Annotated in this window: 26 protein-coding genes; 12 read left to right on the forward strand and 14 right to left on the reverse strand. The window is 61.5% G+C overall.

Translation table 11 applies throughout. The features are described from left to right. Window positions 1-4: 4 nt before the first annotated feature. From K0V07_RS05660 to K0V07_RS05675, 4 genes are all read right to left on the reverse strand, one after another. A complete protein-coding gene (locus tag K0V07_RS05660) occupies window positions 5-751 on the reverse strand; it encodes a choice-of-anchor M domain-containing protein (protein WP_220623567.1) in 747 nt (248 codons plus the stop codon). Between the two features lie 157 nt (window positions 752-908). Next, on the reverse strand, window positions 909-1904 hold the full coding sequence (locus K0V07_RS05665) for a tetratricopeptide repeat protein (protein WP_220623568.1): 996 nt from the start codon (window positions 1902-1904) through the stop codon (window positions 909-911). Window positions 1905-2043: 139 nt separating this feature from the next. Further along, window positions 2044-3366 carry an MFS transporter gene (locus K0V07_RS05670; RefSeq protein WP_220623569.1) on the reverse strand — a complete coding sequence of 441 codons (1323 nt, stop codon included), beginning with the start codon at window positions 3364-3366 and terminating at the stop codon, window positions 2044-2046. Between the two features lie 21 nt (window positions 3367-3387). Next, window positions 3388-4059, reverse strand: a complete 672-nt coding sequence (locus tag K0V07_RS05675) for an SOS response-associated peptidase (protein WP_220623570.1) — start codon at window positions 4057-4059, stop codon at window positions 3388-3390. Window positions 4060-4269: 210 nt separating this feature from the next. Here K0V07_RS05675 and K0V07_RS05680 point away from each other — a divergent pair, with 210 nt between their 5' ends. Beyond that, the gene (locus K0V07_RS05680) at window positions 4270-5433 is read left to right on the forward strand and encodes a PatB family C-S lyase (RefSeq protein WP_220623571.1); all 1164 of its coding nucleotides are present in this window, start codon (window positions 4270-4272) and stop codon (window positions 5431-5433) included. A 26-nt stretch (window positions 5434-5459) separates the two neighbouring features. Here the strand turns inward: K0V07_RS05680 and K0V07_RS05685 are convergent, their stop codons facing one another. Both K0V07_RS05685 and K0V07_RS05690 read right to left on the reverse strand, forming a co-directional pair. Then, on the reverse strand, window positions 5460-6353 hold the full coding sequence (locus K0V07_RS05685; protein ID WP_220623572.1) for a DNA glycosylase: 894 nt from the start codon (window positions 6351-6353) through the stop codon (window positions 5460-5462). Window positions 6354-6372: 19 nt separating this feature from the next. Then, window positions 6373-6873 carry a hypothetical protein gene (locus K0V07_RS05690; protein ID WP_220623573.1) on the reverse strand — a complete coding sequence of 167 codons (501 nt, stop codon included), beginning with the start codon at window positions 6871-6873 and terminating at the stop codon, window positions 6373-6375. A gap of 186 nt (window positions 6874-7059) precedes the next feature. Between K0V07_RS05690 and K0V07_RS05695 the strand changes: the two genes are divergently transcribed. Genes K0V07_RS05695 through folK form a run of 5 tightly spaced genes read left to right on the forward strand, consistent with a single transcriptional unit; the run spans window position 7060 to window position 11219 of the window. Beyond that, window positions 7060-8514, forward strand: a complete 1455-nt coding sequence (locus K0V07_RS05695; protein ID WP_220623574.1) for an anthranilate synthase component I family protein — start codon at window positions 7060-7062, stop codon at window positions 8512-8514. Window positions 8515-8534: 20 nt separating this feature from the next. Then, entirely contained in the window at window positions 8535-9386 is an 852-nt protein-coding gene (locus K0V07_RS05700; RefSeq protein ID WP_220623575.1) for an aminotransferase class IV, read from the forward strand. Further along, window positions 9383-10339 carry a dihydropteroate synthase gene (locus K0V07_RS05705; protein WP_220623576.1) on the forward strand — a complete coding sequence of 319 codons (957 nt, stop codon included), beginning with the start codon at window positions 9383-9385 and terminating at the stop codon, window positions 10337-10339. Before K0V07_RS05700 ends, K0V07_RS05705 begins: the two co-directional genes overlap by 4 nt. An 11-nt stretch (window positions 10340-10350) precedes the next feature. Beyond that, window positions 10351-10716: a dihydroneopterin aldolase gene (gene folB, locus K0V07_RS05710; protein WP_220623577.1), complete on the forward strand. Its 366-nt coding sequence runs from the start codon at window positions 10351-10353 to the stop codon at window positions 10714-10716. Further along, window positions 10713-11219 carry a 2-amino-4-hydroxy-6-hydroxymethyldihydropteridine diphosphokinase gene (gene folK / locus K0V07_RS05715; protein ID WP_220623578.1) on the forward strand — a complete coding sequence of 169 codons (507 nt, stop codon included), beginning with the start codon at window positions 10713-10715 and terminating at the stop codon, window positions 11217-11219. The genes folB and folK overlap by 4 nt, the downstream gene beginning before the upstream one ends. Before the next feature lie 41 nt (window positions 11220-11260). On the opposite strand, the gene K0V07_RS05720 is transcribed toward folK, so the two are convergent. Further along, window positions 11261-12043 carry an ABC transporter permease gene (locus K0V07_RS05720; protein WP_220623579.1) on the reverse strand — a complete coding sequence of 261 codons (783 nt, stop codon included), beginning with the start codon at window positions 12041-12043 and terminating at the stop codon, window positions 11261-11263. After that, window positions 12040-12813, reverse strand: coding sequence for an ABC transporter ATP-binding protein (locus K0V07_RS05725; protein WP_220623580.1), 774 nt, complete (start codon window positions 12811-12813; stop codon window positions 12040-12042). Before K0V07_RS05725 ends, K0V07_RS05720 begins: the two co-directional genes overlap by 4 nt. 122 nt (window positions 12814-12935) lie before the next feature. On the opposite strand from K0V07_RS05725, the gene K0V07_RS05730 reads away from it, so the two are divergent. After that, a complete protein-coding gene (locus K0V07_RS05730) occupies window positions 12936-13085 on the forward strand; it encodes a hypothetical protein (RefSeq protein WP_220623581.1) in 150 nt (49 codons plus the stop codon). Window positions 13086-13097: 12 nt separating this feature from the next. Here the strand turns inward: K0V07_RS05730 and K0V07_RS05735 are convergent, their stop codons facing one another. Continuing rightward, a complete protein-coding gene (locus tag K0V07_RS05735; protein WP_220623582.1) occupies window positions 13098-14426 on the reverse strand; it encodes an NCS2 family permease in 1329 nt (442 codons plus the stop codon). Between the two features lie 122 nt (window positions 14427-14548). Here K0V07_RS05735 and K0V07_RS05740 point away from each other — a divergent pair, with 122 nt between their 5' ends. Further along, window positions 14549-15619: a hypothetical protein gene (locus K0V07_RS05740; RefSeq protein WP_220623583.1), complete on the forward strand. Its 1071-nt coding sequence runs from the start codon at window positions 14549-14551 to the stop codon at window positions 15617-15619. A gap of 10 nt (window positions 15620-15629) precedes the next feature. On the opposite strand, the gene K0V07_RS05745 is transcribed toward K0V07_RS05740, so the two are convergent. From K0V07_RS05745 to K0V07_RS05755, 3 genes are all read right to left on the reverse strand, one after another. Further along, complete coding sequence (locus tag K0V07_RS05745) at window positions 15630-16037, reverse strand: Hpt domain-containing protein (protein ID WP_220623584.1); 408 nt, start codon at window positions 16035-16037, stop codon at window positions 15630-15632. 72 nt (window positions 16038-16109) lie between these two features. Continuing rightward, entirely contained in the window at window positions 16110-16475 is a 366-nt protein-coding gene (locus K0V07_RS05750; protein WP_220623585.1) for a response regulator, read from the reverse strand. 1 nt (window position 16476) lies between these two features. After that, window positions 16477-18189 (reverse strand): SpoIIE family protein phosphatase, encoded by a 1713-nt coding sequence (locus K0V07_RS05755; RefSeq protein WP_220623586.1) that lies wholly within the window; start codon window positions 18187-18189, stop codon window positions 16477-16479. A gap of 127 nt (window positions 18190-18316) precedes the next feature. Here K0V07_RS05755 and K0V07_RS05760 point away from each other — a divergent pair, with 127 nt between their 5' ends. From K0V07_RS05760 to K0V07_RS05770, 3 genes are all read left to right on the forward strand, one after another. Further along, window positions 18317-18634 carry an STAS domain-containing protein gene (locus K0V07_RS05760; RefSeq protein ID WP_220623587.1) on the forward strand — a complete coding sequence of 106 codons (318 nt, stop codon included), beginning with the start codon at window positions 18317-18319 and terminating at the stop codon, window positions 18632-18634. A gap of 87 nt (window positions 18635-18721) precedes the next feature. Continuing rightward, on the forward strand, window positions 18722-20053 hold the full coding sequence (gene mtaB / locus K0V07_RS05765) for a tRNA (N(6)-L-threonylcarbamoyladenosine(37)-C(2))-methylthiotransferase MtaB (RefSeq protein WP_220623588.1): 1332 nt from the start codon (window positions 18722-18724) through the stop codon (window positions 20051-20053). Window positions 20054-20122: 69 nt separating this feature from the next. After that, on the forward strand, window positions 20123-22036 hold the full coding sequence (locus K0V07_RS05770; protein ID WP_220623589.1) for a hypothetical protein: 1914 nt from the start codon (window positions 20123-20125) through the stop codon (window positions 22034-22036). 16 nt (window positions 22037-22052) lie between these two features. Here K0V07_RS05770 and pyk read toward each other — a convergent pair whose 3' ends face one another. Both pyk and K0V07_RS05780 read right to left on the reverse strand, forming a co-directional pair. Beyond that, on the reverse strand, window positions 22053-23486 hold the full coding sequence (gene pyk, locus K0V07_RS05775) for a pyruvate kinase (RefSeq protein ID WP_220623590.1): 1434 nt from the start codon (window positions 23484-23486) through the stop codon (window positions 22053-22055). Window positions 23487-23572: 86 nt separating this feature from the next. Further along, window positions 23573-24382, reverse strand: coding sequence for an MBL fold metallo-hydrolase (locus tag K0V07_RS05780; protein WP_220623591.1), 810 nt, complete (start codon window positions 24380-24382; stop codon window positions 23573-23575). A 245-nt stretch (window positions 24383-24627) separates the two neighbouring features. On the opposite strand from K0V07_RS05780, the gene gdhA reads away from it, so the two are divergent. Continuing rightward, entirely contained in the window at window positions 24628-25965 is a 1338-nt protein-coding gene (gene gdhA / locus K0V07_RS05785; protein WP_220623592.1) for an NADP-specific glutamate dehydrogenase, read from the forward strand. The last annotated feature ends 11 nt before the right edge of the window (window positions 25966-25976 follow it).

Below are 25976 nucleotides of genomic sequence, written 5' to 3' on the forward strand. Positions count from 1 at the left end.
AAGCTCAGGCGCTCTGACCACGTGCCCGGCGGCGCAGCAGGATCAGGCCGAGAGCGGCGCTGCCACCCAGTAGTGCCCAGGTGGAGGGCTCGGGGACGACGTTAAAGGTGTAGGTGGCAGTTGAGAACTGCGGGTCACCCGAGATGGCCTCGGTCGCGGCTACGCTAAAAGTCAGCTCGTAGGTGCCCGCTTCAGAGAAGCCCCAGTTGACGTGCATGTGGTCGGCGTCGTCGAGGTCGAGTGTGATGAGATCAGACGAGCTGATGCCATCCGCTGTGGTCATCAGAAACGTCGGCACGCCGAGAGATTCTGTCCATACCGAGAAGGTCGCGCCATCCGGCATCACGGCAGATTCGAGCGTGAGTGAGAAAAGGTTGTCCGTGAAAAAACCGAGCTCGATCTCTTCACCGCCGATCCCGAGAAAGGGGGTCACCAGCGAGTCCGCCAGACTGTGGCTGGCTGGCAGATACCAGTAGCTTTCACCCGCGCTAACTCCTAGCCCGTCCCAGGCTGCTCCAGAGGCGCGGCCACCTTCACCCGTCGTGTAGGCATAGGTGCTGTACGGGACCTCAATGATCGCTGCGTCCGGCTCCATCTCGCCAACGCTCTCCAGGTGTAGGTGGAGCTCCAGCTCCTGACCTTCGCCCAGACCCATGTCTCCGTGGCCGGAGCTATAGGTATATAGATCTGCATGAGCGCTGTTGGCGACAGCCGCCACCCCGAGTCCGAAAAACAAGTGTGTGAACTTCATAGCCCACTAATGCAATATGTTTGCGTTAGTGGTCAAGGGATTAATTGCAACAAGATTGCGTTAATTAAAATCGGGCCAAGCCAAATGAGAGCAATGCGGGGCATGTGTCCCGAGTGAAAAGAGGGCGTTGCCGTATGCTTAGACGGCGGGGTGCAGGCTAGGGCTGTGCGCGTGCGGTGGCGCTGCCGAGACGTGCTTCTAGCTCTTGCTTGGCCTCCTGCAGGGAGGGGCGCTGGACGGTGGCGAGCACTTCACGAGCCTCACGGGTCCGCCCCATTTCAGTCAGCACGCGTGCTTTCTGGAGCTGGACGAGCTCAAGCTGCAGGGGGTCGTCGATGCCTTTGGAGAGGATCGTCCACTGGTTGAGGGCGTCCTGCCAGTCAGGATTATCCACCTCGAAGAACGCCTCTGCGAAGCGGATGTGGTAGTCGCGGTTAGCGGGGTCGAGGTCGGAGGCATCGCGAAAAGTCTTGAGCATGCTTCGGTCGAGCGTGTCTGGGTCGAAGGTGCCGGACTCGATAAACTGCGTGCGGTAGTGCGAGAGCAGAATGCCGAGATCGTAATGATAGAGCGGCTCGTCGGGCTCCAGCTCGATGGCGGAAAGATAGTAGGCCAGGGCCAGCGTGTACTCGCCTTCTTCTGCCAGGTAGTTGCCGATCTGCTGCTTGGCCACGGCGATGTTGGGGTCGAGCATGTTGGCCTTCATAAAGGCGTTGTTGGCGAGGTCGCTTTGCCCGGTGCGGCGGAGAAATTTACCATAGAGCAGGTAGCCGTAGACGTAGTCGGGGTTATCGAGCAGAAAGGAATCGTACTGCGTGGCGATGGCGCGCAGGCGCCGCTGGTATTCGAGGTCGTTGCGGCGCTCGGGCTTGTTCTCGATCTCGGCGAAGAGCTCCTCCTGCTTCTCTACGATGTCTGTCAGGCGCGCATCGGAGAGTGTTTGCCGGAAGGGTTCGGGCTCGCTGTCCTCGCTCGTGGCGGTGGTGGCTGCTCCTTCTGCGGTGGGGACTTGCTTCTGCTCATCTTCCCCGAAGATGCCCTCGTAGATGTCGTTGAAAAAATCGGCGCGCGCAGTCGTGCCCAGTCCGAGCAGGGCGAGCAGGAGGAGAGTTCGCGCAGTGCTGCGAACGGAGAAGTGGGAAGCGATGTGCATGAACGTGTTGATCTGGGTGAAGACAGCCCGGCTCAGGCCAGGCGGCAAGCGTAAAGACCGGCGACGGGCCGGGGCGTTCCCTCCGAGGGCGCTATGGATTGGGTTCTCGGGGCGAGTGGGTGGTGGCTGACGCAGGGACTCAGTCGTTTTGGGTCGGGGAATGGGTGTTTGGCGAAGGGGGTGAGGTAGGACCAGCTGGCGCGGGGGCTTCATCGTAGCGTAGACGCGGGAGCACTCCCTGCATCTCGATGCGCAGGCCCCGGTAGCGGACCATGTAGCGTAGACCGACCAGCACGGCGGCCAGCGCCGAGGCGGCCCCGACCAGAAGCGCCCAGCGTGCTCCGTAGCGGTCCGCCACCCAACCCACGATGGGACCGCCGATGGGCGAACCTCCCAGAAAGATCGCCATCAGGATCGCGATGACCCGCCCGCGCATGGCCGGGTCGGTGGAGAGCTGGACGGCGCTGTTGGTCGTCGTGGTAAACATCTGGGCGCTCAGGCCGATGAGCACGAGCATGAGCCCGAACATCCAGAAGCCCGGCATCAGGGCGGCCAGCACAAAGGCCAGCCCGAAAACTCCTGCCGCGATGAGGATGGCGCCGAGGCGGGGCCGTGCGGTACTGGCCGACAGCAGCGCTCCGGCCACCGAGCCGACGGCCGCGAGAGAAGTCAGCAGCCCGTAGTGGTCGGCGTCGGCATGAAAGACCGTCACCGTCATGGTGGAGATGTAGATGGGGAACTTTAATCCAAAGGTGCCGATGAGGAAAAGCATCAGCAGCAGCGTGCGCAGGCCGGGCCTTTTCCACACGTAGCGGAAGCCATCGGTGAGCCGCCCACGGTTGCGCATGGCACGGTCCACCGGGGTGAGTTGGTCTCGCTTGAGCAGGTACAGCGAGGCGATGACGGCGATGTAGGAAACCCCGTTGATGAGGAAAACCCAGCCGCAGCCAACCGCCGCGATCAGCACCCCGGCGATGGCAGGCCCGATGGTGCGCCCGAGGTTAAAGGAGGTTGAGTTGAGGGCGACGGCGTTGGAGAGGTCGTTTTCCCCGACCAGGTCCGCGACGAAGGTCTGCCGCGCGGGCGCGTCGAACGCCGTGACGCAGCCGAGCAAGAGGGCAAAGAGGTAGACGTGCCAGAGCTGCACCCATCCGCCCACTGTCAGAATACCCAGACCGAGTGCGAGCAGCCCCATGGCGGCCTGTGTGGCGATCAGGAGCTTGCGACGGTCAAGGTGATCCGCGGCAAAGCCTGTGACCGGGAGCAGCAGGACCTGCGGTCCAAACTGCAGCCCGATGACGATCCCGATGGCGGTGGCGTTTTTGTCCGTGAGCTGGGTCAGGACGATCCAGTCCTGCGCCGTGCGCTGCATCCAGGTGCCGACATTGGAGACGATGGCTCCGCCTGCCCACATCCGGTAGTTGGTGTGCTTGAGGGAGCGAAAGGTGCTCTTTAAACTCATCGGGTGGGGGAGCGCACGGGCTCAGAATAGCTCACCCTGCTGCGGTGGGGCCGGGGGCAGCTCGGCCTCGGCAAGCAGCTCGGGGCCGTCGTTACGGGCGCTGTTGACCGTCTCGGAGACAGGATGGCGGACGAGGGCATCCTCGGGTGGGGGCCTGAGCAGGTCCTCCACATCGGAGGCGCGCTCCAGTGAGGTATCGAGCCAGCGCGCGAAATCCTTCTCCTGGATGAGGACGGGCATGCGGTGGTGCAGGGGCTGCATCCAGTCGTTAGCGTTGGTGGTCAGGATCGAGCAGGACTCGATCTCGGAGCCGTCGGGGCTGCCCCAGTGGTCCCAGAGTCCGGCCAGCGCGAGCAGGCCGCCGTCGGCCGGGCTCACATACCAGGGTTGCTTGCGGCCACTGCCGAGGTCCTTCCACTCGTAGAAGCCATCCGCCGGGATCAGGCAACGCTTGTGGCGCATGGGGCCGCGAAAGGCGGGCTTACCGGCGGCGGTTTCTGAGCGGGCATTGATGAGCTGAAAAGCGATGCCGGGGTCCTTGGCCCAGAAGGGGACAAGCCCCCAGGTCAGCACGGCGCATTCACGCCCGCCGAGGTTGCGGTCCTCGCGTACGGCGGCTACGGGCTGGCCCGGGGCGATGTTGTAGCGGGGCTTGAAGGGCGGGGCCTCGCGCAGACCAAACTTTTTGATCATCTGCTGCATCTTCGCCTTCAGTACAAACCGCCCGCACATACCGGAGATTTTTCCCGTCCCGCTCCCCCAAAGCAACGAAAACCTTCGGGCAGGGCTAAGTCATGCGCCTTTGCTGCTCCAGTCGGGGTGAGCCTCATGGATAACATCGGGTGCAATCCGCTCCTGCATTCGGGTTTGCCAGCGGAGGGGAAATGTCCGAATGCTGGAGGGATGTTTGATTTTGACCAGGTGATCGACCGCACAAACACGGGCAGCCTCAAGTGGGGTAAGTATGCGGGGCAGGACGTGCTCCCGCTGTGGGTGGCGGACATGGACTTCGCCTCGCCTCCGCCGGTGCTGGAGGCCCTGCGTGCGCGGGTGGACCACGAGATTTTTGGCTACACGCTCGCCCCCACCTCGACGCAGGATGCCGTGCTGGCCTACTTGAAGCGCGTTCACGGCTACGAGGCCAAGCGCGAGTGGCTGGTTTGGCTGCCGGGGCTGGTCCCCGCCCTGAACGTCGTGGCGCGTGCCTTTGGTGAGACGGGGGACGCCAGTGTGCTGACCTGCACGCCCGTTTACCCGCCCTTTCTCTCGGCCCCCGGCTGGCAGGGTAAGGCGCTGATCACCAGTCCGCTCAAGCTCGAAGATGACCGCTGGACGATCGACTTTGACGACCTGGAGGCAAAGGTTACCCCAAATACCCGCATCTTTATCCTCTGCAATCCGCACAATCCAGTCGGGCGCGTCTACGCACGCGCCGAGCTGGAGCAGGTGGTCGCCTTCTGTGAGAAGCACGATCTGGTGCTGTGCTCGGACGAAATTCACTGCGACCTGCTCTTTGACGGCAACAAGCACACGGTCACGGCCACGCTTTCACCCGAGGCCGAGAAGCGTACGATCACGCTTATGGCCCCGAGCAAGACCTACAATCTGCCCGGCCTGTGCTGCTCCTTCGCCGTGATTGCCGATCCGCGTGTGCGCGTGCAGTTCCAGCAGGCAGCGCGCGGGATGATCACCGAAGTCAACTGCCTGGGCTACGCCGGTTGCGAGGCCGCCTACAACGAAGGCGAACCCTGGCGGCAGACGCTCATCGAGTACCTGACCACTAATCGCGATTTTCTCTATAGCTTTGTCAGCGAGCGCCTGCCAGAGATTGGCTTGCGGCCGATGGAGGCCACCTACCTGGCATGGCTCGATATCACCAAGTTGCGGGAAATGGGCTGCGAGAATCCGCACAAGCTCTTTGAGGAGCACGGGGTCGGGTTGTCGCCCGGTGCGGATTTCCGGGATGCCGACTACGTGCGGCTGAACTTCGGATGCACCCGCGCCATGCTGGAGGCTGCCCTCCTGCGTATGGAAAAGGCCGTGGCGACGCTGCGCGACAGGACTTAGTCCTGCATCTGGTCCATACCGCCGCCTCAAGCGGAGGTATCAGTGCCTGCGGGTGCAATCCGCCGCACCGCTCGGGCGTCGGCGAAGAGAAACTGCTGGGCGACACCGGCAAGGGGGCCGAAGTGCGTGCGCCCGAAAGTGGCGACCTGCTCGGGCTTCCAGCCATCGAGCCGGTAACGCTGGGCCATGACTTTGAGAATCCACGTATCCACCGGAAAGCTTTCTAAGCGTCCCGCCCCAAAGAGCAGGACGCAGTCGGCGATTTTTGCGCCGACGCCGGGGAGCGTGATTAGGCGTGCGCGGGCTTCGGCGTAGGGGAGCGCTTCTGTCTCCTCCAGCCAGCCGGGGTGCTCGGCCAGAAAGGCAGCGGTCTGCTTGATGAAACGTGCGCGGTAGCCCAGGCGGCAGGCACGCAGGTCATCCTCATCGGCCGCATGGAGGGCCTCCCAATCCGGGAGGCGATGGCGTCCGCCGGGCAGAGATTTGCCGAGTGTGGCGGCCATTTGCGCACAACCTTGCTTGATCTGGACGATCTGCTTGGTCGATGAGCATAGAAAGGTCAGGAGGGTCTCGGCGAAAGGCTGGCGCAGGATGCGCAGGCCGGGCCAGTTTCCCATGGCGCTGGCCAGCACGGCATCGCTGCGCCAGGGCAGGGCGTCGATCGTCTTTTCCCACTCGGGGTCGAGCGCCAGATAGTGCCGTAGGGCATCGCTCGCATCCGGGCATGTGGTGGGGGCCGACCACTCCAACTGGCCGTTGTCGCTCAGGCGCAGGCGGGCGATATGCTCGCCCCAGGTGCCTTCCCAGACGGAGTCCGTTTCATACCAGCAAAAAGCCTGCCCGCCGTCCAGCAGCTCGCGTAAGACGGTGGGTGATAACGGTGTGTGCGGCGCTAGAGAGCGCCACGGCGTCCAGGTCATGGGCGTGAAGCCAGCTTAGTCAGCTGCCTTTTTTCTCCTCGTCCTTGGGCTTTTCCCACAGGTAGCTCTTGTAGGCCGTATAGACTTTGCCCTCAGGGCTGTAGATGATGACCATCCAGGCGACGGGGGGCTTGCCGTTGGGGGGCTCTTCGTTACCGGTGAGGCCGATCCAGATCTCGCTGGCGTCCGGGATGGGCGTCGGCAGGGTGGTGGCCTTGACGACTTCATCCTTCTGCCCGGCGATGTGCATCTTCAGGCCGATACGGGTGCCCTCGGGGTACTTGTCAGCATCCCCGTCGAGCATCAGGACCAGGTACCAGCCCTCGCGGACGGAGGGGTCGGTGCGCAGGACGATCTTATCCCCCTGGTTTTCCTCGCCGTCGAAGTACTCGGAAATACGCTTAAAGGTGTTTTCCTCGACGTGGCGGCTCTTGACGTACTCGATCTGCGGGTACGACTTAGCCGAGGCGACGGATGCCGTCAGTAGGACGGCCAGGACGATGGAGAGCAGGGGCTTCACGCTTTGGCCTTGGCGGCAGGGGCTTTATTCGGGTTGGCGGCTTTTTTGCGGGCCTTGTAGGCCAGACGACGTTTACGCTTTATAACTTTGTTGGATTGTTTTCCCATAATGACGTGGCATCTTGCGCCATGGAGGCCGTGCTGACAAGACCAATGCCGGGTTTTGTCGCCGACCCTTTTTTATTCAATGGAATTGGTAAGTCTGGAACAGTGGAGCACGGCCGCCGGAGCCTATAACCGGCTGCCCTACGTGCGGCGTCGCGCCGGGGCGCGCCCGCCTGTGAGCTGGGAGCCGTATCTGGCCGGGACCGGAGCTGTCCTGCTGGAGAGTGCGCGTGCTGGGCGCTACACGTATTTCATCCCTCGTCCAAGGAAGCTGGACTGGCCCGCGCTCCAGAGTTTCCCGACGGAGCCGGTCCTGCCCGCCCTGAGGGCTTATCTGGCTGAGCGCCGAGCACCTTGCCTGCCGGGACTTCCGCCTTTTTGTGGCGGGTTGGTCGGCGGGCTCTCCTACGAGGTCGCCCGTGAGATCGAAAAGCTCCCAGTGCGGGCGGCCGATGATCTGGGCCTGCCTCCGGCTGTCTTTTACGAGGCTGACGCGCTGCTGGCCTTTGACCATGAGGCCGACTGTATGGATGTGGTGGTGCTGATGGAGTATGCGCCCGATGGCCCTGCTCTGGATGTGTTATACGCCCAGGCCCGCGAACGCGCTGAGGCGCTTTTGAATGATTTTTATAAGCTCGGGGAGCTGGCCGAAAAAATGGAGCCCTCAGCTACGCCACGCGCTGTAGCCGCCGGGCAAGGCGAACTCTCGCTCGACCGTGCGGCCTATGTCGATGCTGTCCGTCGTGTCCAGGCGTACATCAGTGCGGGTGACAGCTATCAGGTAAATCTTTCTCTGCGCGAGAGCCGACCGCTGGAGGTCCACCCGGCCACCGTCTATGAAGTCCTGCGCCGGATTAACCCCTCGCCGTATATGGCCTACCTGCCGGTGGGGGAGTGGACGCTCGTGTGTGGCTCGCCGGAGCTGCTGGTGAAATCCGTGGGTGGCCACGTCGAGGCTCGTCCTATCGCGGGGACGCGCCCGCGCGGTGACTGTGGCGAGAGCGATGCCGCCCTGCGTGGCGAGCTGCTGGCTCACCCTAAGGAGCGCGCCGAGCATCTCATGCTGGTGGACCTGATCCGCAATGATCTGGGCCGGGCATGTCGCTATGGCAGCGTGCGCGTGCGCGACTACATGGTGGGCGAAGGCTACTCCCATGTGCAGCACATCGTTTCCCACGTGGTGGGGGAGTTAACGGCTGAGCACGATATTATTGATCTGGTGCGGTCGGCGTTCCCGGGAGGGACGATTACCGGTGCGCCAAAGGTGCGCACGATGGAGATCATTGAAGAATTGGAGCCGGTGCGCCGCGGGTTCTACACGGGCTCGATCGGCTGGTTTAGTTGCGCGGGAGACTTCGAGCTGAATATCATCATCCGCACCCTGCTGGCCGGGCGGGGGCGTGCCTGGGTGCAGGCTGGGGCAGGGATTGTCGCCGACTCCGTGCCGGAGCGGGAGTTTGAAGAGTCGCTGAACAAGGCGCGTGCCCTGTGGGCGGCTTTGGAGGCGGCGCAAAATAAAACGGGAGGCGCGAGATGATTATTTTTTGTGGAAAGCTTATGGAGCCTTCAGCGGTGCGCATCGCGCCGGACGATCACGGCCTGCTCTACGGCGCAGGCGGATTTGAAACCTTTCGCACCTTTGGGGGGAAGTGCTTTTTGTTGGATAAACATCGGGAACGCCTGATGCGTACGCTTGCTCCTTTGTGTATCGAAAAAATCAATACGTTGATGTTTGCGGAGCCGGGAGGGATTGAGTCTGCGGTGAAGGAATTGCTCGCCGCCGAGGGGTTCGATGATGCGGTGTTCCGCTACACAGTCTCGGCGGGATCGGGAGGCTTTGGGCTGCCGCGCGCGGCTTATGGTGAGCCCTGGGATATGCTTAGTGTGCGCAGGCTTCCGGCTCCACCTCCCGAGGGTGGAGTGCCGCTGCGGGTTTTGGAGACGCGGCGTGATAGCGGCGAGCAGCCGGTGCGCGGGAAAAGCCTGGCCTATCTGAACAGCCTGCTGGGGTGGCGTGAGCTTCAGGGCAGCGGTATGGAGCCCGGTGGGCAGGGCCTGATGCTCAACGCGCGCGGGGAAGTCTGCGAAGCGGTGACCAGTAATATTTTCTGGGTGAAAGACGGCGTGCTCTTTACTCCCTCTGTGGAGACGGGTTTGCTGCCGGGCGTCCACCGTGCGCATCTCTTGGAGCTGGCTCCTCCGGTAGGCATCGAGGTGCGCGAGAGCTGCTGGCCACTGCAAACGCTGTGCGAGGCGGATGCGATTGGCCTGATAAACGCTGCAACCGGACCTGTCGCAGTATCAAACCTGAGCGATGAGAGCGGCCAAGTCCTGTGGCGTCGTAATGCCATTGAACCGGACGCTTTTTCACGCATGGTAAACGCTTACCGCGCATCTCTGCCGACATGACAGCTTTAACGACAACCTGGCGCAGCCCGCACGGGCGTGCCCTGCCTCCCGTTGGCGGCAGGACGCTCATGATGGGCATCCTGAATGTGACGCCCGATTCGTTTTCGGACGGGGGGAAATTTCAGGGCGCTGACGAAGCCCTGAGGCAGGCCGAGCGTCTGGTCGCTGAGGGCGCCGATGTGATCGACATTGGCGGTGAGTCGACCCGCCCCGGCCATGCCCCGGTTACGGCCGCCGAGGAGGCTGCGCGGGTGTTGCCGGTTGTCCGGCTCGTTCGCGAGGCTTTTCCCGATCTGGCGCTCTCCGTCGATACCTATAAGGCCGAGGTGGCCGAGGCAGCGGTAGAGGCCGGAGCGGACATGATCAATGATGTGTGGGGCTTTCGCTATGGGCTCGACCCGAAGGAGTGGGCACGGTGGACCGCCGCGCTAAGGGCCGGAGCGGGCACGGAGGGGTTTCCCCTCCCGCCGATGGCTATCGCTGCGGCGAGGCTGGAGTGCCCGGTCATCCTCATGCACAACCGCCCTGAGCCGGTGTACGCCGATTTTTGGGCCGATCTGCTGGATGATCTGCGGGTGAGTCTCGCCATGGCAGAGGCGGCAGGCGTCCAGCCGCACCAGCGCTGGCTCGACCCGGGATTCGGGTTTGGTAAGGGCCCTGCTCATAATCTGGAGACGCTGCGTGGACTGGATCGTGTCTGCGGGCTGGGCTGCCCGGTGCTGTTGGGGACATCCCGTAAGTCCACTATCGGTCTGGTGCTGGGGCGTGAGGTGGATGCCCGCGAGGAAGGTACGCAGGTGACGCTCGTCTGGGGAGTGGCCAAAGGCTGCCATATGGTGCGTGTGCATGATGTCGCCCGGGCCCGGCATACACTGCAGATGGCGGATGCTATTGCCGAGGGGTTGCATTTTGATATTGAAAAGGCTCGCCAGTCGGCCTCAGGGAATTCATAAATTTTTTACACATGGACAGCATTCGCATAGAAAGCATCCGTGCTTACGGCTACCACGGCATATACCAGAAAGAGCGCGAGTCTGGGCAGCATTTCGCTGCCGACGTAACGCTGTGCCTGCCCTTGGATAAAGCCGGTGCCAGCGATGCGCTGGAGGATACTGTAGACTATGCGGCTGTGATCAGCACGGTGCGCGAGGTGCTCACTGGCCCGGCCCGCCAGACGATCGAGGCGGTGGCCGAGAGTATCGCCGCTGCGGTTCTGGAGGGCTTCCCGCCTGTCTGTGAAATCAGTCTGACGGTTTTTAAGCCGGAGGCCCCGATCAAGGATTTCGACGGGCGTGTGTCTGTCAGCATCCACCGGAGGCGTGCCTCATGAAGCCCTACCGCCAGGCCATCCTGGGGCTCGGATCAAATCTCGGTGATCGTGCAACCATGCTCGCCTCGGCCCGCTCGACGCTGAGCGAATTACCGGGTACGCGCCTACTGGCAGCCTCGCCTATCTACGAGACCGAGCCGGTTGGACTCAGGGAGCAGCCGATGTTCCTGAATCAGGTTGTGGCGCTGGAGACGTTGCTTTCACCTCAGGGGTTGCTGCGAGCATGCCTGGAGCTGGAGCACGAGCATGGACGGGTGCGCGATGTGCTGAATGGGCCGCGTACACTCGATATCGATCAGTTATTTTACGAGAACACGATTCTCGATACGCCCGAGTTGATCCTGCCGCATCCGCGTTGGCAGGAGAGGGCCTTTGTGGTGGTGCCGTTGATGGAGCTGCTGGATCTTCCCGTCCTGAAGTCTGAGCGTTGCTGGGACGCCCTGCGTCGTGAGGCATCCGATTTACCCGTTTGCGAGGGTGTTGCCTGCTGGGGAACTCACTGATCGAGGAGCCCCCCTTCATACGCATGCGGGACGGTAACTTTTTACTCGGTGCGTGTCGCTGAGTCATGCCAGCGGTGCAGCAGCAGCCAGCTGACCCAGTGGATGGCGGCTGCGAAAAGAAAACCCAGCAGCGCGGAGAGCAGGGCGACGGCGAAGACAGCGTCGGGGCGAAACTCTGAGCGGTACTTGTAGAGCAGGAAGCCCAACCCGCTGGTGCCCTCAGAGGTGCCGGCCAGCATGTCACCGGTGATGACGCCGACCGGGGCAAGCACGGCGGCGATGCGCACGCCGGTCAAAAAGTACGGGAGCGCAAAGGGGATGCGCAGGTGCAGAAACTCCTGCCAGTGGCGCGCATGCCAGGAGCTGAAAAGCTCGCGCAGCCGCCGGTCCGTCGAGACGAGGCCCATCGTGGTGTTGGCCACAATCGGGAAAAAGCTGATCATGAACGTCATGCAGATGATGGTCTTGACCGCGTCGTAGGAAAACCAGATCTGGAAAATCGGGATCATGATGACCACAGGCACCATCTGCAGGGCCAGTACCCACGGGTAGAGTGAGAGGCGAATCGGCTTTGCGGAGGCCAGGGCCAGGGACAGGATGGCTCCCCCGGCGACAGCCGAGGCGAACCCCGCCAGTGCCATCCAGAGAGTTTTGCCGGTGGCTGGCAGCAGCTCCGCACGCTCAGTCCAGACGGCTTTTACCACTGCGAGCGGATTGGGGAAATAGATGAGCTGCTCGGCCCAGATGATCGTGATCAGCCACCAGGCCCCGAGGATGATAACTCCGGCGGCCAGCGGCAGGGTCCAGTGTAGGGAGCGCTTCATCGCTTGGGGGAGGCGTCGGCCAGCGCGCGCATGACGTCGGCGCACAGGTGGTGAAACTCGGGGTCCTCGCGCAGGCTCGCTTCACGCGGATAGGCAAAGGGCACCTCAATGCTGTGGGCCAGGCGACCGGGATTGGCGGAGAGTACGAGGATACGGTTGGAGAGAAAGACGGCCTCGTTCACCGAGTGGGTGACGAAGAGCGCGGTAAAGGGGGATTGGCGGCGCAGGCCCAGCAGCTCGGCGTTGAGCTGGTTACGGGTAATTGCATCGAGAGCGCCAAAGGGCTCATCGAGCAGTAGGAGACTAGGCTGGCGTACGAGTCCACGTGCCAGTGATACGCGCATTTTCATCCCGCCGGAGAGCTGCCGCGGATAGTGCCCGCCCACGGCGTTGAGCCCCACCATGCGCAGGACGTCATCGACAGCCTGTGTGCGCTCGGCCCGCGGGTGTCCCTCCAGCTTGAGGGGCAGCTCGACATTGCGGCGGACGTTCAGCCACGGCAGCAGGGTCGGGTCCTGAAAAATAAAACCGAGGTTGCGGCGGGCTGGTTCACCGTCGCGGAACACCATTTCCCCGTAGGAGAGTGGGCTGAGCCCGGCGACCAGCCGCAAGAGCGTGGACTTGCCACAGCCGCTGGGGCCGATGATCGAGACGAAGTCACCCTCGGCGACATCCAGGTCGAAGTCATCGAGCACGGGTTTTCCCCGCTCGTAGCGTTTGGTCACGCTACGCAGGCTCAGGATCGGATCAGCTATGGCGGTCGCGGTCAAAGCCGCTGAACTAAGACCCTTGGGGGCGTCGGGGCAAGGCCTCAGAGTAAGTTTTTTCAGCTTTTCATTTGCTTCTGGCTCAAAAAACGCTTCTGTGGGCCGTTTTTGTCGAAGCCAGAATCATGAACAAACCATCCACAGACACGCTCTCCAGCGAGCGGAGCCTCCTGCATCGGCGGCCCCGGAGCCTGCCTGTGCGTTTGCTCTGGCGGGTCGCCTTGCTCGGCAAGGCCCTCTTTGTTGCTGCCGTCAATGTCGGCGGTGCGGAGTAAGTGTTGTCTGTGTTAGCTCTGGCTGAGGGCAAAGAATGCCAGAAAGAGTACCGCGATGCCGTAGGTGAGCCAGGAGAGCTGTTTTCCGCGCCCGGCCAGTAGCATGGCTGCGCAGTACAGGAGCAGGCCGAGGGCAATCCCTCCGGTGATGCTGAAGCACAGCGGGATTAAAATAGCGGTCAGCACGGCGGGAGCGGTTTCGAGCATGTTGTCGTAATTCAGCTCGCCCAGTCCCTTGGCCATGAGCAGCCCGACGAAGATCAGAGCGGGTGCGGTAGCCGCTGCGGGGATGATGGTGATGATGGGGGTGAAAAAGAGCGCCACCAGAAAGCACAATCCCGTCACGATGGCGGTCAGGCCCGTGCGCCCTCCTGCCTGCATGCCGGTGGCAGATTCCAGATAGGCAGTGGTGGTAGATGTGCCCAGAAGGGCTCCGACCACTGTTGCGGCAGCGTCGGCGCTGAGGGCGCGTCCGAGTTTGGGCATGCGTCCCTGCTTATCCATCAGGCCGGACTGGCGAGCCAGACCGATGAGTGTGCCGATCGAATCGAAGAGATCCAGTAGCAGCAGGGTGAAAATCACCGGCAGGGCCGACTCAAAGTGCCGGAAGGGGTACAGCCAATCCAGCGCCAGGAACGTCTGGCCGATGCCAGCGGGCATGGAAAAGATTCCCTCGGGCTGGGCGGTCAGTGTACCACCGGTGGCGGGTATGATGAGTCCCGCTCCGGTGATCAGCAGGATGACAAGGATGATCGCACCCGGCACCCGAAAGCGCGTCAGCACCACGATCAGGACCAGTCCGACGAGGGCGGCCATCGGCCCGGCGGAGAGCATGTGCCCCTCGGTGACGAGTGTTTGGGCCGAGCCGACGACGAGCCCCGCATTTTGAAAGCCGATAAACGCGATGAAGAAACCGATCCCGCTTTGAATCCCCAGATGGATCGGGTGGGGCAGGGCGTGCACGATCCTCGTGCGCAGACCGGTGACCGACAGGGCAAAAAAGAGCACACCGTTCCAGAAGACCATGGCCAGCGCCCCTTCCCAGGGCACGCCCATCTGCGTCACGATGATGATGGCGAAGTAGCTGTTGATCCCCATACCGGGCGCCTGGGCGATGGGGTAGTTAGTCAGCACAGCCATGAGCAGGCAGCCGATTGCTGCGGCCAGCGCGGTCACAGTGATGAGCCCGGAGAGGTTCATGCCCGTGCTTCCTCCGGCGGAGAGGATGGCGGGGTTCAGGGCCAGGATGTAGGCCATGGCCGCAAAGGTGGTCAGGCCCGCGATCAATTCGCGGCGGACATTGGTGCCGTTTTGGCTCAGGCGAAAAACACGCTCCAGCATGCGCTCTGTCTTATGAAAGGCAGCCGCGCTGGCAAACGTGAAAGCGCTCTATGGATGCATCACTCGTCAGTGGCCCTGGGTGGGGTTGACTTGGTCAAGGGGATGCGGCACGGTTGCAGGGTATGCCTGCGACGAAGTTACCCCTGCTGCTTGGCCCCGGATGGGAGGCGGTTACGCCCCACGATGTCGGGCCTAAGCTCCTCTGGCAGGCGGGCAGCTCCCTGATGGTCTCGGGCACGGATTTTTCGGAGCCTCAGGAGCTGGGCGAGGTTGGTCTCGTGGACTGCCCGATCGCCTATGATCCGAGTCGCGGTCTGGCCTACGGCTATGCGTCTCCCCGTGGACGCCAACGGGAAGACTTTAGTGAATTTCGAGCCTGGCACCCCGAACAGGGGACCGTTAGCCGCCTGTTTCGACTGGGGCTCAACCAGTGGGCACTCTGGATGTTGCGCCACTTGCCCCGGCACGATGCGCTACTTTCGCTCGTGGCGACGGCCATGCCGGGAGAGGGGGTCAATATCCAGCATCAGCTCGGTATCTACGATCTGGGTAAAATGAGATCCCTGCTGGTTTCGTTGCCCCGGGATGCTTTTTTACCGCTGGATGTCCACCCGACGCGCCGCGAAGTTCTTTTCTACGGCGTCGAGGGCTATCAGGTGATCGAGTTCACCGGTAAGCGTCTGCGGAGGTTGGGGGGACCCGGCCTGCCCGAGGGGCGTGGTGGCTGCTACCACCCCGACGGTGACAAAGCTCTGCTCGGAGGCTCCGGGATCGTCCAGTGGGACCTGGCCAATGACCGGCTGGACCCGCTGCATCCGCGGGGGCACTATCCGCTGTGGGCTCCCGGCGGCGAGGGGTTCTGGTTCAGTGAGAGCAGTGGTGACCTGTTTTACTATTCGCTGGCCGAAGGCCGTGCTGAGCGGGTGCTCGCTCTGGCTGCCAACGCACATCCGGACATCCGCCACGCGCGTGCTCCTGTGCCGACGCGGGACGGGCGTTACCTGGCGCTATGCCTGACACGGCGGGTCAAGCGCTCTGCCGGGAGCGCTCCAGATGCGCCGCTGTACCGGCATGATCACTGCCTGTGTGTGGTCGATACGCTCAAGCGCCAGGTCTGGCAATATCCCGGCCCCTGCCGGAATGCCGTCTGGGCGGAGGCGGCGGATAAGGACAGCCCGCCGTTTCGCCGCTAAAAAGCGCGATTCACTGGCCTTCGTTAAGCTTTTGCTCAACGGCAGTCATGGCGCGCTCGTGCTCGAAGCGTACCAGCTCGGGGACGACCTCAAAATGCTCGAAAACGCCTTCGTCGACCTGGGCCTCGATGCGCCGGCAGAGCTCGGAGAGCCGTAGCAGGCCGGTATTTGCGGCGCTACCAGCCATGAAGTGGATGGCCTTGCGCAGCTCATCGGCATCCCGTGTCGCAGCGCAGGTCTCTATTTCTTTCAGCTTGGGGACAGCCTCGGTATTAAAGGTGTCCACGATATCACGCAGGAAATCCATGTCCCCGTCGGCCGCCTCCACCAACAGCTCAACCTGCTCCTGATCCAGGATGGGGAGGGATGGGTCGAGGTTGAAGAAAGATGCTTCCTGGGACGTGTATTGTTCCGACATTGGCTGACAGGCTGAGGGTATAACAGTCTTATCGGCTAGACTCTGGGGTGAACCCCTTAATCGGTCAAAGCATTAACTGCTTAAGAGTTCGCTGATGCGATTGATGAGAATCGTGGGGCTGAAGGGCTTGGTAAAGACGGTGTTGGCCCCAGCCTTGAGCAGTTCATGGCGTGTGCTGCCCTTGCCTTGTCCTGTCACGACGATGATGGGGATGCCATCCAGAGTGTCGTCGTCCTTGAAGTCCTTGATCAGCTCCAGACCGGACCGGCCGGGAAGCATCAGGTCGAAAATCGCAAGGGCCGGGCTCACCTCATGAGCCTTGGCAGATACAGACAGCCCCTCGCGGCAGATTTCCACCCGGTAGCCCCCGCGCTTGAGATTAAACTCAAGCAACTTGACCATAACGGGGTCATCGTCGGCTATCAGGATTGTCTTCATATCAAGTAAGGGGATTTTCAGGGGGGGAATATTCCCAGATGAGTAGGGTCTGGTCGTCTCTTGTTGCTTCTATATCGGGACATTCCCGCTGCATTTTAGCCTGAAGTTTATCCCAAAACTCAAAAGGAGAGGATTTTGCCTCCTCGCGGACGAATTCGAGGAAGGCATCCCAACCCCAAACGTCCTCTTGCGTTTCCCATTCATACAGGCCATCCGTGATCATCATGAGCCTGTCACCGGCACTGATCTCAAAAGTGTCGCACTGGTAAAGAGCGTCAGAAAAAAGTCCGAAAGGTGGGCCAGATGGGTGGCATTCGCGCATATTTCCGGCCTTATCCTCCAGAAGCACCGGGCAGTGCCCGGCGTTAACGAGCTCGATCCGGTCCAGAGAGGCCGGGATGCGGGCGATCGCGCAGGTGGCAAACAGCGTCATGTCCCCGACCTGCTGGCACAGGATGCGGTTGAGCGTCTGGGCCAACCCGAGCAGGGTGTAGTCCATGTGCAGGATGATGTTGAAGGCCGTGCGGAACATCGCGGCCAGAAACGCGGCCGAAACGCCCTTACCCATCACATCGACCACGGCCAGGTAGGTGTCTCCGTTCTGGCTGCGCTGGACCTCCAGATAGTCACCGGCCACATCACGCGCAGAGCGGCGGGTGGCGAAGATCTGCCACTGGGGCGGGCACTCAATCGTCGGCAGGGGGAGGAGAGTTTTCTGGATTTCTGCGGCGATTTCCAGCTCCTGGAAGGCCCGTTGCTCCCGCGAGCGCACGATCGTGTTATCCGCATTGGCCAGTGCGATGCCGAAGAGGTCGGAAAAAGTCCGCACGTTGTTCATTTCACCCGCGTTGAAATAGGGCAACTGCTCACGCACGACGCAGAAGACCCCGTAGAGTTTTCCTCCCGCTTGAATCGGGCAGCAGATGCCACAGGCATAGGCGGAAAGGATCGGGTCGTCCTCGACCTCATCGGGTTCTTCCCACACCAGCTCGTCGCGGGATTCGACGACCTCGGCCAGTCTCCCCTCTAGCCGACTCCACATGTGGGCAAAGGGCTGGGCGGATATTTCCTCGTGGAGCGCGTCTTGCAGAGAGTCGCTGTAGTAGAGAGTCATGCGGGCGTCTCCGACGACTTTTTTCAGGTCGTCGATGGCCTGTGAAATAAAGTGGCTGACGCTCTCGGCGCGGACGAGCCCGTCCCCCAGACGGTAAAAGGCAGCCAGGCTCTCATAGCAGACCGACAGCTCGTTGAGCGCCTGCTCCAGCACGGTGTCGATCTCGTCGCCCTGGATTTCCTCGTGGTTTTTGAAGATGCGCAGGCAGTAGCCATGCGAGCTTTTCCAGTGCTCCAGGCGGTCGGCGAAATTCTCGATCAGGAAGACGCCGCGCCCATGCGCCTGAAAGGGGTCCTCGGGCAGTTCGGGGTTACGGATAACTTTTTCCGGTGGACCCGAGCCGGGGTCTTTGATTTCGAGGAGCACCTCGCGTCCATGGCTCATCCACTTGACCTCGACGTTGAGCTGCGAATCGCTCTTGCAGCCATGCACGATGGCATTGACGACCGCCTCGCTCAGTATGAGTTGCCAGAAGGCCAGGGACTTGTCGTCCACGCCTAGATCACGCAGGAAAAGCCCGAAGTCTTCCCGGAGGGTCTCGACGAGCTCGACCCGGGCGCTGAGTACGCGAAAATCACCTTTTACCGGTTCGTCGGCCATTGTGAGAAAGTGGGGACGTGGGGTTCAGCTTGCATATTTGTCGGCACCCTAGACCGATTCGGGCTGTAAAGCCAATCCGAAACGGCCTTGACACTGGGACACATGGAAGCTCTGCTCATGGTTACAAATGGCTGATTATTCGTTCAAACTGACAGAGGGCGGCACGCAGCTGCTCATCACCATCGGCGCGAGCAAGTTCGACGCCTCCTGCGTCAGTGAATTCAAGCAGCAGCTGAACGATACCTGGCAGGATACGATCATCAATGTAGATATCGACTTTGCCCAAGTGGACTTTATAGACAGTTCCGGTATTGGTGCTCTGCTGGGCGTGCAGAAAAAGCTGCGCGGTGATGGCCAGCCCATCCGCGTGCTCAATGCCAAGCCCAATGTCGTCAGCGTGATCGAGCTGCTCCGGCTGCATCGCGTTTTCTCCATCACCGAGTAGGACCTGCACCGTGTCGGCAAGTCGTGCCGGACGTGTTGTTTTTCGTTTCACATCTGCGGTGCGGTGGTTCACGCTTTGCGCTCTGTCATGAATCCTTCCTCCAGTCAGAGCCCCCGGCCGCGTGCCAGCCTGCACACCCTGGGTTGTCGTCTCAACCAGAGTGAGACGCATGCGCTGCGTGAGAAACTGACTGAGGCCGGGTACGAGATCGTGCCCTTTGGGCAGGAGGCCGAGCTCGGCATCATCAACACCTGTACCGTGACCGCGCAGGCGGACTCGAAGTGCCGGCAGACGATCCGAAACTTCGTCAAGCGCAACCCGGAAGCCTACACGGCGGTGGTTGGCTGCTACTCGCAGATGGGTGCAAAAGAGGTAGCCGACATCTCCGGCGTGGACCTGATCGTGGGAAACCAGGACAAGCTCGGCGTACTCGATTACATCGGCGACCGCACGAAGAACGAGCTGCCCGTCATCGTCCGTGAAAAAATCGACAAGCGAGACTTCACGATGAATTTCGCCGGGGAGCGGCCCTTTAATCAGCGGGCCAATCTCAAAGTGCAGGACGGCTGTGACTTTGTCTGCTCGTTCTGCATTATTCCCTTTGCCCGTGGGCGGGCGCGCAGCCGTGATTTGGCAGACCTTTTACGCGAGGTGGACAGCCAGGTCTCCCGTGGGGTACGCGAGCTCGTGCTCACGGGGGTTAACATCGGCACCTATGCCAACAGCGGACTCGATGTCCTCGGCTTGGTGGATGCCCTTGATCAGGTGGACGGCCTGGACCGCATCCGCATCAGCAGTATCGAGCCGACGACTGTGCCCTGGCAGCTTTTTGAGCGGATGGCCGACCCGGATCATACGCTACTGCCCTACCTGCACCTGCCACTGCAGAGTGGATCGGACCGTATCTTGAAGGAGATGCGTCGCCGCTATGATCGGACCGAGTGGGCGGACTTTGTGCAACGTGCCGCCGAGGCCGTACCGGATATCTTTGTGGGTACCGATGTGATGGTGGGATTTCCCGGTGAGACGGAGGAAGATTTTCAGGATACCTGCCAGCTGTTGCTCGATAACCCGGTGGCATGGGCCCACGTCTTTACCTACTCTGAGCGCGACGGCACGCTGGCCGCCCGGCGCGATGACCATGTCCCGATGACAGAGCGCCACCGGCGCTCCGCCCGCTTGCGGGCGCTGGCTGAGCGGCTCCGCCACCGTTGGCACAGTGAGCATCTGGGGCGCGAGATGCGCGTGCTCTTTGAAGATCCGCGCGAGGGCATCGCCCCCGGCCTGACGGATAACTACGTGCGAGTCGTTGTCCCGATGGATAACCCTCTCTCCGTGCGTAACCGTCTCGGCCGTGTTCGCCTCCAGCGAGTGAGCGCGGACTTCGTCGAAGGCGAACTGGTAGAAGTCCTCGGCTGATCTGGATCGCATTTTTATTTTTGGCAGAGGGGTCTTGCGCGGGTTGTATCAGAACGTCATGATCCGGGTATGAAAGTTGCCCTCTCTTCACTGTTCTGTCTTTTCACCCTCATCATGCTGTCGGCCTGTGCTCCCAAGGAGCCTGCGCAGGAAGACACCGCATCCGCCGACTCTTTCCCGCTCGTTCCCGAGGAAAATCGGGCCCCGAGCTTCGAGGCTGTAGCCCGTGATCTCGATCTGGGAGGTGACTCGTTTACATTTCGTGACCTTGGGGACACGTTTAAGAAGCTGGGAACCACGATCAACAAGATGGCAGCCAGCTTAGGGGCTCAGGACCCGAATAACATGCAGGTGGCGATGGCCTCCATGCTGCCGTACGAGCAGATCATAGAGGTGCTGGGGATTTCCGATTTATCGGCCATCGGGTCGAGCTCCTATCGGGATGGCTCGATGTTCCGCAACAAGAGCGTGATCTATCTGCCGAACGGTCCGCAGGGGATCTTCGCGCTCATGGGGAAGCAGCCGCACAGCTTTGACACAATTGCGATGGCCCCGGCCGGGACGGATGTTTTTATCACGCAGGATGTGCAGGGCAGCGTGATCGCCGAGGTCATCCGCTCCGGGACAAAGGCTATCTCCCCCGCTAACGGTGAGCAGATGGCCGCAGGAATTCTAGGGCGTCCGCTGGAGCCAGGAGTATCCCTCACTGTTGGCGAGGCCCTCGAAAAGGCCGACACGGTGCTGACCGCCGTGCTGCGCTTCGGCGAGATGAAGGACAGCTCCGTGCCGATGTTTGAGCAGACTATACCCCTTCCTCAGACGCAGTATCTGCTCCACCTGAAGGGGATGGGCTGGCTGGTGACCGAGGGGGTTATCCCTGTCGAGATGGATGTCAGTGAGGGCCGCATCACCCGTACGGAAAAAGACGGGCTCGTCATCTACGAGGAAAAGAACCAGTCCGATGATGGATTTCCGGTGAGCGCTCCCACTCTGGTGCTTGATTCGGCCACGGGCGACCTGATGGTTACGAATGACACAAGCTTTCTGGAGGAATGCCGCTCGGGTGAGGGTAAGCTCGCTGCCAGCCCGGCCTATCAGGCTGCGGTCAAGGACCTGCCCGCGCAGGGTAACGGTATGACCTACATTTCCCAAAAAGGCTTCGAGACTTTTATCGAGATGCGCGACAGTATCTTTTCCCAGTTCCCACAGGTCGGGGGTGCCTTTGCGATCTACGAGATGTACATCCCGCTGCTGGGGCTTGAGAAGGTTGATGCGGATGCGGCCTGCGTCACCGTGGTGCGCTCCGATTCGATTTTCAATGACAGTCGCTGGCCCACCAACAGCTCTGGCCTGAGCAGCAACACCTCGGGGCTTGCCATTACGGGCATAATGGCCGCGATGGCCATCCCGGCTTTTAATAAAGTCCGGGCAGAGAGCCGCCAGAAAGCAATTACGAACAACCTGCGCCAGATTGCCTCTGGCGGGCAGCGGTACATCCTGGAGTCGGGTGAGTCCGAGGTCGGCTACGACAAGTTGGTCGGAGAATACTTTCCCCCGATTCAACCGGTGGCGGGTGAAAGCTACAATGACCTGGTCGTTACGGCGGACGGGAACACTCTGCAAGTCATCACTGAAACAGGCCAAGTCGTGGAGTATAGTTATATGAGCCCCGAGGTGCGCTCTTCCCAGGCGGCTCCTCTCCCCCAGTCGACACCCGAAGCATCCAGCTCGGTCACGCATATCCGCGAGATGAGCCGTGGAAAAACCATCATGAACAACCTGCGCCAGATTGCCTCTGGCGGGCAGCAGTACATCCTGGAGTCGGGTGAGTCCGAGGTCGGCTACGACAAGTTGGCAGGCCGATACTTTGCCCCGATTATGCCCGTGGCGGGTGAAAGCTATGAAGACCTCGTCGTGAGCGAAAATGGAGGTACGCTCGAAGTCACGACATCATCCGGTCAGACCGTTAGCTACGAATACTAAGTGCGTAGCCGGACGGCTACTCGACCTGGCGCAGCTGGATGCTGTCGATGATGTGTTCTCCGACGAGGAGGTTTGTCACCACGACCATCCAGTCGCCGGGGCTGGCCCACTCGATGCGCCCGGAGTAGAGCTTGGCAAAGGCGGCCTTGATCGTCTCCTCGGAATCCTCGTGGAAATCGATGCGGAACGGCTCGACGCCCCACATCATGAGCATCTGCTTGAAGATCAACTCCTCATCTGTGAAAGCGAAGATCGGCACGCGGGTCGGCCGCAGGGCCGATAGGATGCCGGGTAGGTAGCCACTGCGGGTGAAGACGACGATCCCGGCCTTGTTCAGGTCCTGGGCGAGGTGGACAGCGGCCCGGAGCATCTTTGCCTTGGGCTTGTTGAGCGGGATGTTTTCGTAGTCCTTTGCGTCGCGGTTGCGCTCGACCTGGCGGGCGATGCGGTTCATGACCCGAGCGCATTCGATCGGGTACTTGCCGGTCGTGGTCTCGCCCGAGAGCATGACGCAGTCGGCTTTTTCAAAAACAGCATTGGCGATGTCCGTCACCTCGGCGCGCGTTGGGATCGGCTGCTCGATCATACTCTCCAGCATGTGAGTGGCGATGATGACGGGCTTCTTCTTTTGGATACAGGCTTTGACGGCGCGGCGCTGGATCAGCGGCAGCTCCTCATAGGGGCACTCGATGCCGAGGTCTCCGCGCGCGACCATGAGCGCATCGGAGGCGGTGATGATCTCGTCCAGATTGGAAATCGCGGACTGGTCCTCGATCTTGGCGATGATGCGCGCCTCTGAGTTGTTGGCCTTGAGGTGGCGGCGCATGATGTCGAGGTCGTTGGCCTCGCGGACGAAGGACAGCGCGAAAAATTCGATGTTGTGTTTAACGCCGACGGCGATGTCAGCCTTGTCCTTATCGGTCAGGGCGGGCAGGTTCACCTTCACGCCCGGCAGGTTAATGTGGCGGCGGTTGCCCATCGGGCCGGGGATGATGACCTTGCAGCGGACGCGGTCTTCCAGGATTTCCAGGATCTCCATGCGTACCAGGCCGCTGTCCACGAGCAGGGTGTCACCTACGCGCACATCCTGATGCAGGCGCGGGTAGTTCACGGTGACGCCGCGGATGCCACTCTCCAGTGCGGAGCGGTCACCGGTCACGAGAAAATCAAACGTCTCGCCGGCTTCCAGTTCAATCGGCTCGGGGAGGTCTCCGGTCCGGATTTCCGGTCCCTTGACGTCCATCATGATGGCGACATGCCGATCGACTTCGGAGCACACCTTGCGCACGCGCGTGATGACCTTCTCGGTCCACTCGTGGTTGGCGTGGGCCATGTTGAGGCGGCAGACGTCTACGCCGCCGGTCACGATCATCTCGCGCAGGGTGTCTTCTTCCTCGGTGGCGGGCCCGAGTGTGAAAATAATCTTGGTGTGTCTGTAGTCGAAATACATGCGTAAAAATAGGTCAGAAGTGCAGCCAATCGGCTTCAGTGGAAAAAACTGAATACGAGTTGATCAAAAAAACGGCGGTAAATGCGTTAGAGTGTAGCCAAATCGTAAGCAGGTCCAATGCCGTTTACCGGATCGATTACGCTCAGGCCAAAGCTGCGACCACGCTCCCGGAGGACCGAGAAATGCCGCTCGACCAGCCCCACGTCGTTACAGTCGCGGCTCAGGTGCGCGAGGCAGACGTGTTTCCAGCGCGGGGACTCGACCTCGCTGAGGAGGTCCAGGGCCGCGTCATTCGAGAGGTGGCCGTGACGGCCACGGATGCGTTGCTTGAGAGACCAGGGGCGGCGCTCATCTTTTTCGAGCATCTCGGTGTCGTGGTTGGCCTCCAGCACGAGCAGGTCCGCGTGGCGGATTTTTTCGCTCACGTTGGCCGGGATGTAGCCCAGGTCGGTTGCCCAGGCGACACTGCGCCGGGGCGAAAAGAGTGTGTCCTCGCCGCCCTCGAAGAGGTAGCCCACCGGGTCATAGGCATCGTGGGGGACGCTGAAAGCCGTCACCTCCAGATCGCAGAATGAGAAGCTGCGCCCGGTCTCGAAGACCTGCCAGTTGGGGCGGAAGGTCAGGCGCGATTGGACGGCCTGCATGGTCTCGCGGTTGGCAAAGACCTTGATGTGCGGATGGCGGCGCAGGCCCTTGATGCCGGCGGCGTGGTCGCTGTGCTCGTGCGTGAGGAAGATCGCGTCAACCTGAGCGAGGCTTTCGCCGCATTGCTCCAGCATCTGGCCGAGCTTGCGGGCGCTAAATCCTGCGTCGATGAGGATCTTGCAGCCTGCCGCAGTGAGCAGTGCGGCATTACCCGAACTGCTGCTGCCAAGTATGCGGAATTGCAGGCACATCGATGGAGAATATACACAGCACTGGCGGCTCTTACTGGCAAGGAAATTGGCCGCTGCTGGCTAAATTAATGTGTACGTACGTACATCATCTTGCGAGTATCGCATACACCTTTGTTGGAGCCTTTTACATCCGGCAATGTCTCATTGCTTAAATGCTTTTCGATTTGTTATAAGTCCGGCGGTGTTTATGCCGCTTAATAAGTTATACGCTTTCCCGTTCTCACTCTCCAACCCCTTAGACTCTCATGCATTCAGCCATTAAACGCACCCTCGAAGTCGTCGAACGTCGCAACCACAGCGAGCCGGTCTTTCTCCAGGCCGTGCACGAGGTGCTCGAAACCCTCGGCCCCGTGGTCGAGGAGCACCCCGAGATCGCGGACCTGAACCTGCTGGAGCGCCTCTGCGAGCCGGAGCGCCAGATCATCTTCCGTGTAGTCTGGAAGGACGACGCCGGTAACGTGCAGGTCAACCGCGGCTTTCGCACGGAGTTCAACAGCGTGCTCGGTCCCTACAAGGGCGGCCTGCGCTTTCACCCCACCGTCAACATGGGCGTGATCAAGTTCCTCGGCTTTGAGCAGATCTTTAAAAACTCCCTCACCGGCCTGAACATCGGCGGCGGTAAGGGTGGGGCCGACTTTGACCCCAAGGGCAAGAGCGACGACGAGGTCATGCGCTTCTGCCAGGCCTTCATGAGCGAGCTGTTCCGGCACATCGGCCATCGCCGTGACGTGCCCGCCGGGGACATCGGCGTGGGCGCTCGCGAGATCGGCTACCTTTTCGGCCAGTATAAGAAACTGACCAACAGCTACGAGCTGGGTGTGATCACCGGTAAGGGCGTCTCCTGGGGCGGCTCGCAGGGGCGCACCGAGGCGACGGGCTTCGGGGCGGTGTACTTTGCCGAGGAAATTATGCAGGCCGCCGGGGACTCGCTCGAAGGCAAGTCCTGCGTCATCTCCGGCTCGGGTAACGTCGCCCTCTACGCCCTGCGCAAGCTGAACGATCTCGGCGCCACCGTCGTGGCCTGCTCGGACTCCTCCGGAGCTATCTTCGATCCGAAGGGGATCGACTTCAGTGCGCTGCGCCTGATCAAGGAGGTCGAGCGTGAGCGAATCGAGAAGTACTGCGAGATTCACCCCAGCGCGTCATTCCGGCCCAAGGCCAAAGTCTGGGACATCCCCTGCGATGCGGCTTTCCCGTGCGCGACCCAGAACGAGCTGGAGGTCGACGACGCCCGCAAGCTTGTGCAGAACGGGTGCAAGCTCGTCTGCGAGGGCGCGAATATGCCCTGCACGCCCGAAGCGATTAAAGTTTTTCATCAGGCGAAAATCCCCTTCGGCCCCGGTAAGGCCGCCAATGCTGGCGGTGTCGCCGTTTCCGCTCTGGAGATGCAGCAAAACGCCGGACTGGAGCACTGGCCCTTTGACCGGGTGGACGAGGAACTGCGCAGAATCATGCGCGGCATCCACACCTCCTGCCTGCACTACGCCGACAAATATCAGGCTTCGGGCAACTACGTCGCCGGGGCCAATATCGGTGGCTTCCTGCGTGTGGCCGAGGCCATGATGTGCCACGGGCTGATTTAAGAGGCCGGGGC

It is taken from the genome of Ruficoccus sp. ZRK36 (assembly GCF_019603315.1).
Classification (GTDB): Bacteria; Verrucomicrobiota; Verrucomicrobiia; order Opitutales; family Cerasicoccaceae; genus Ruficoccus.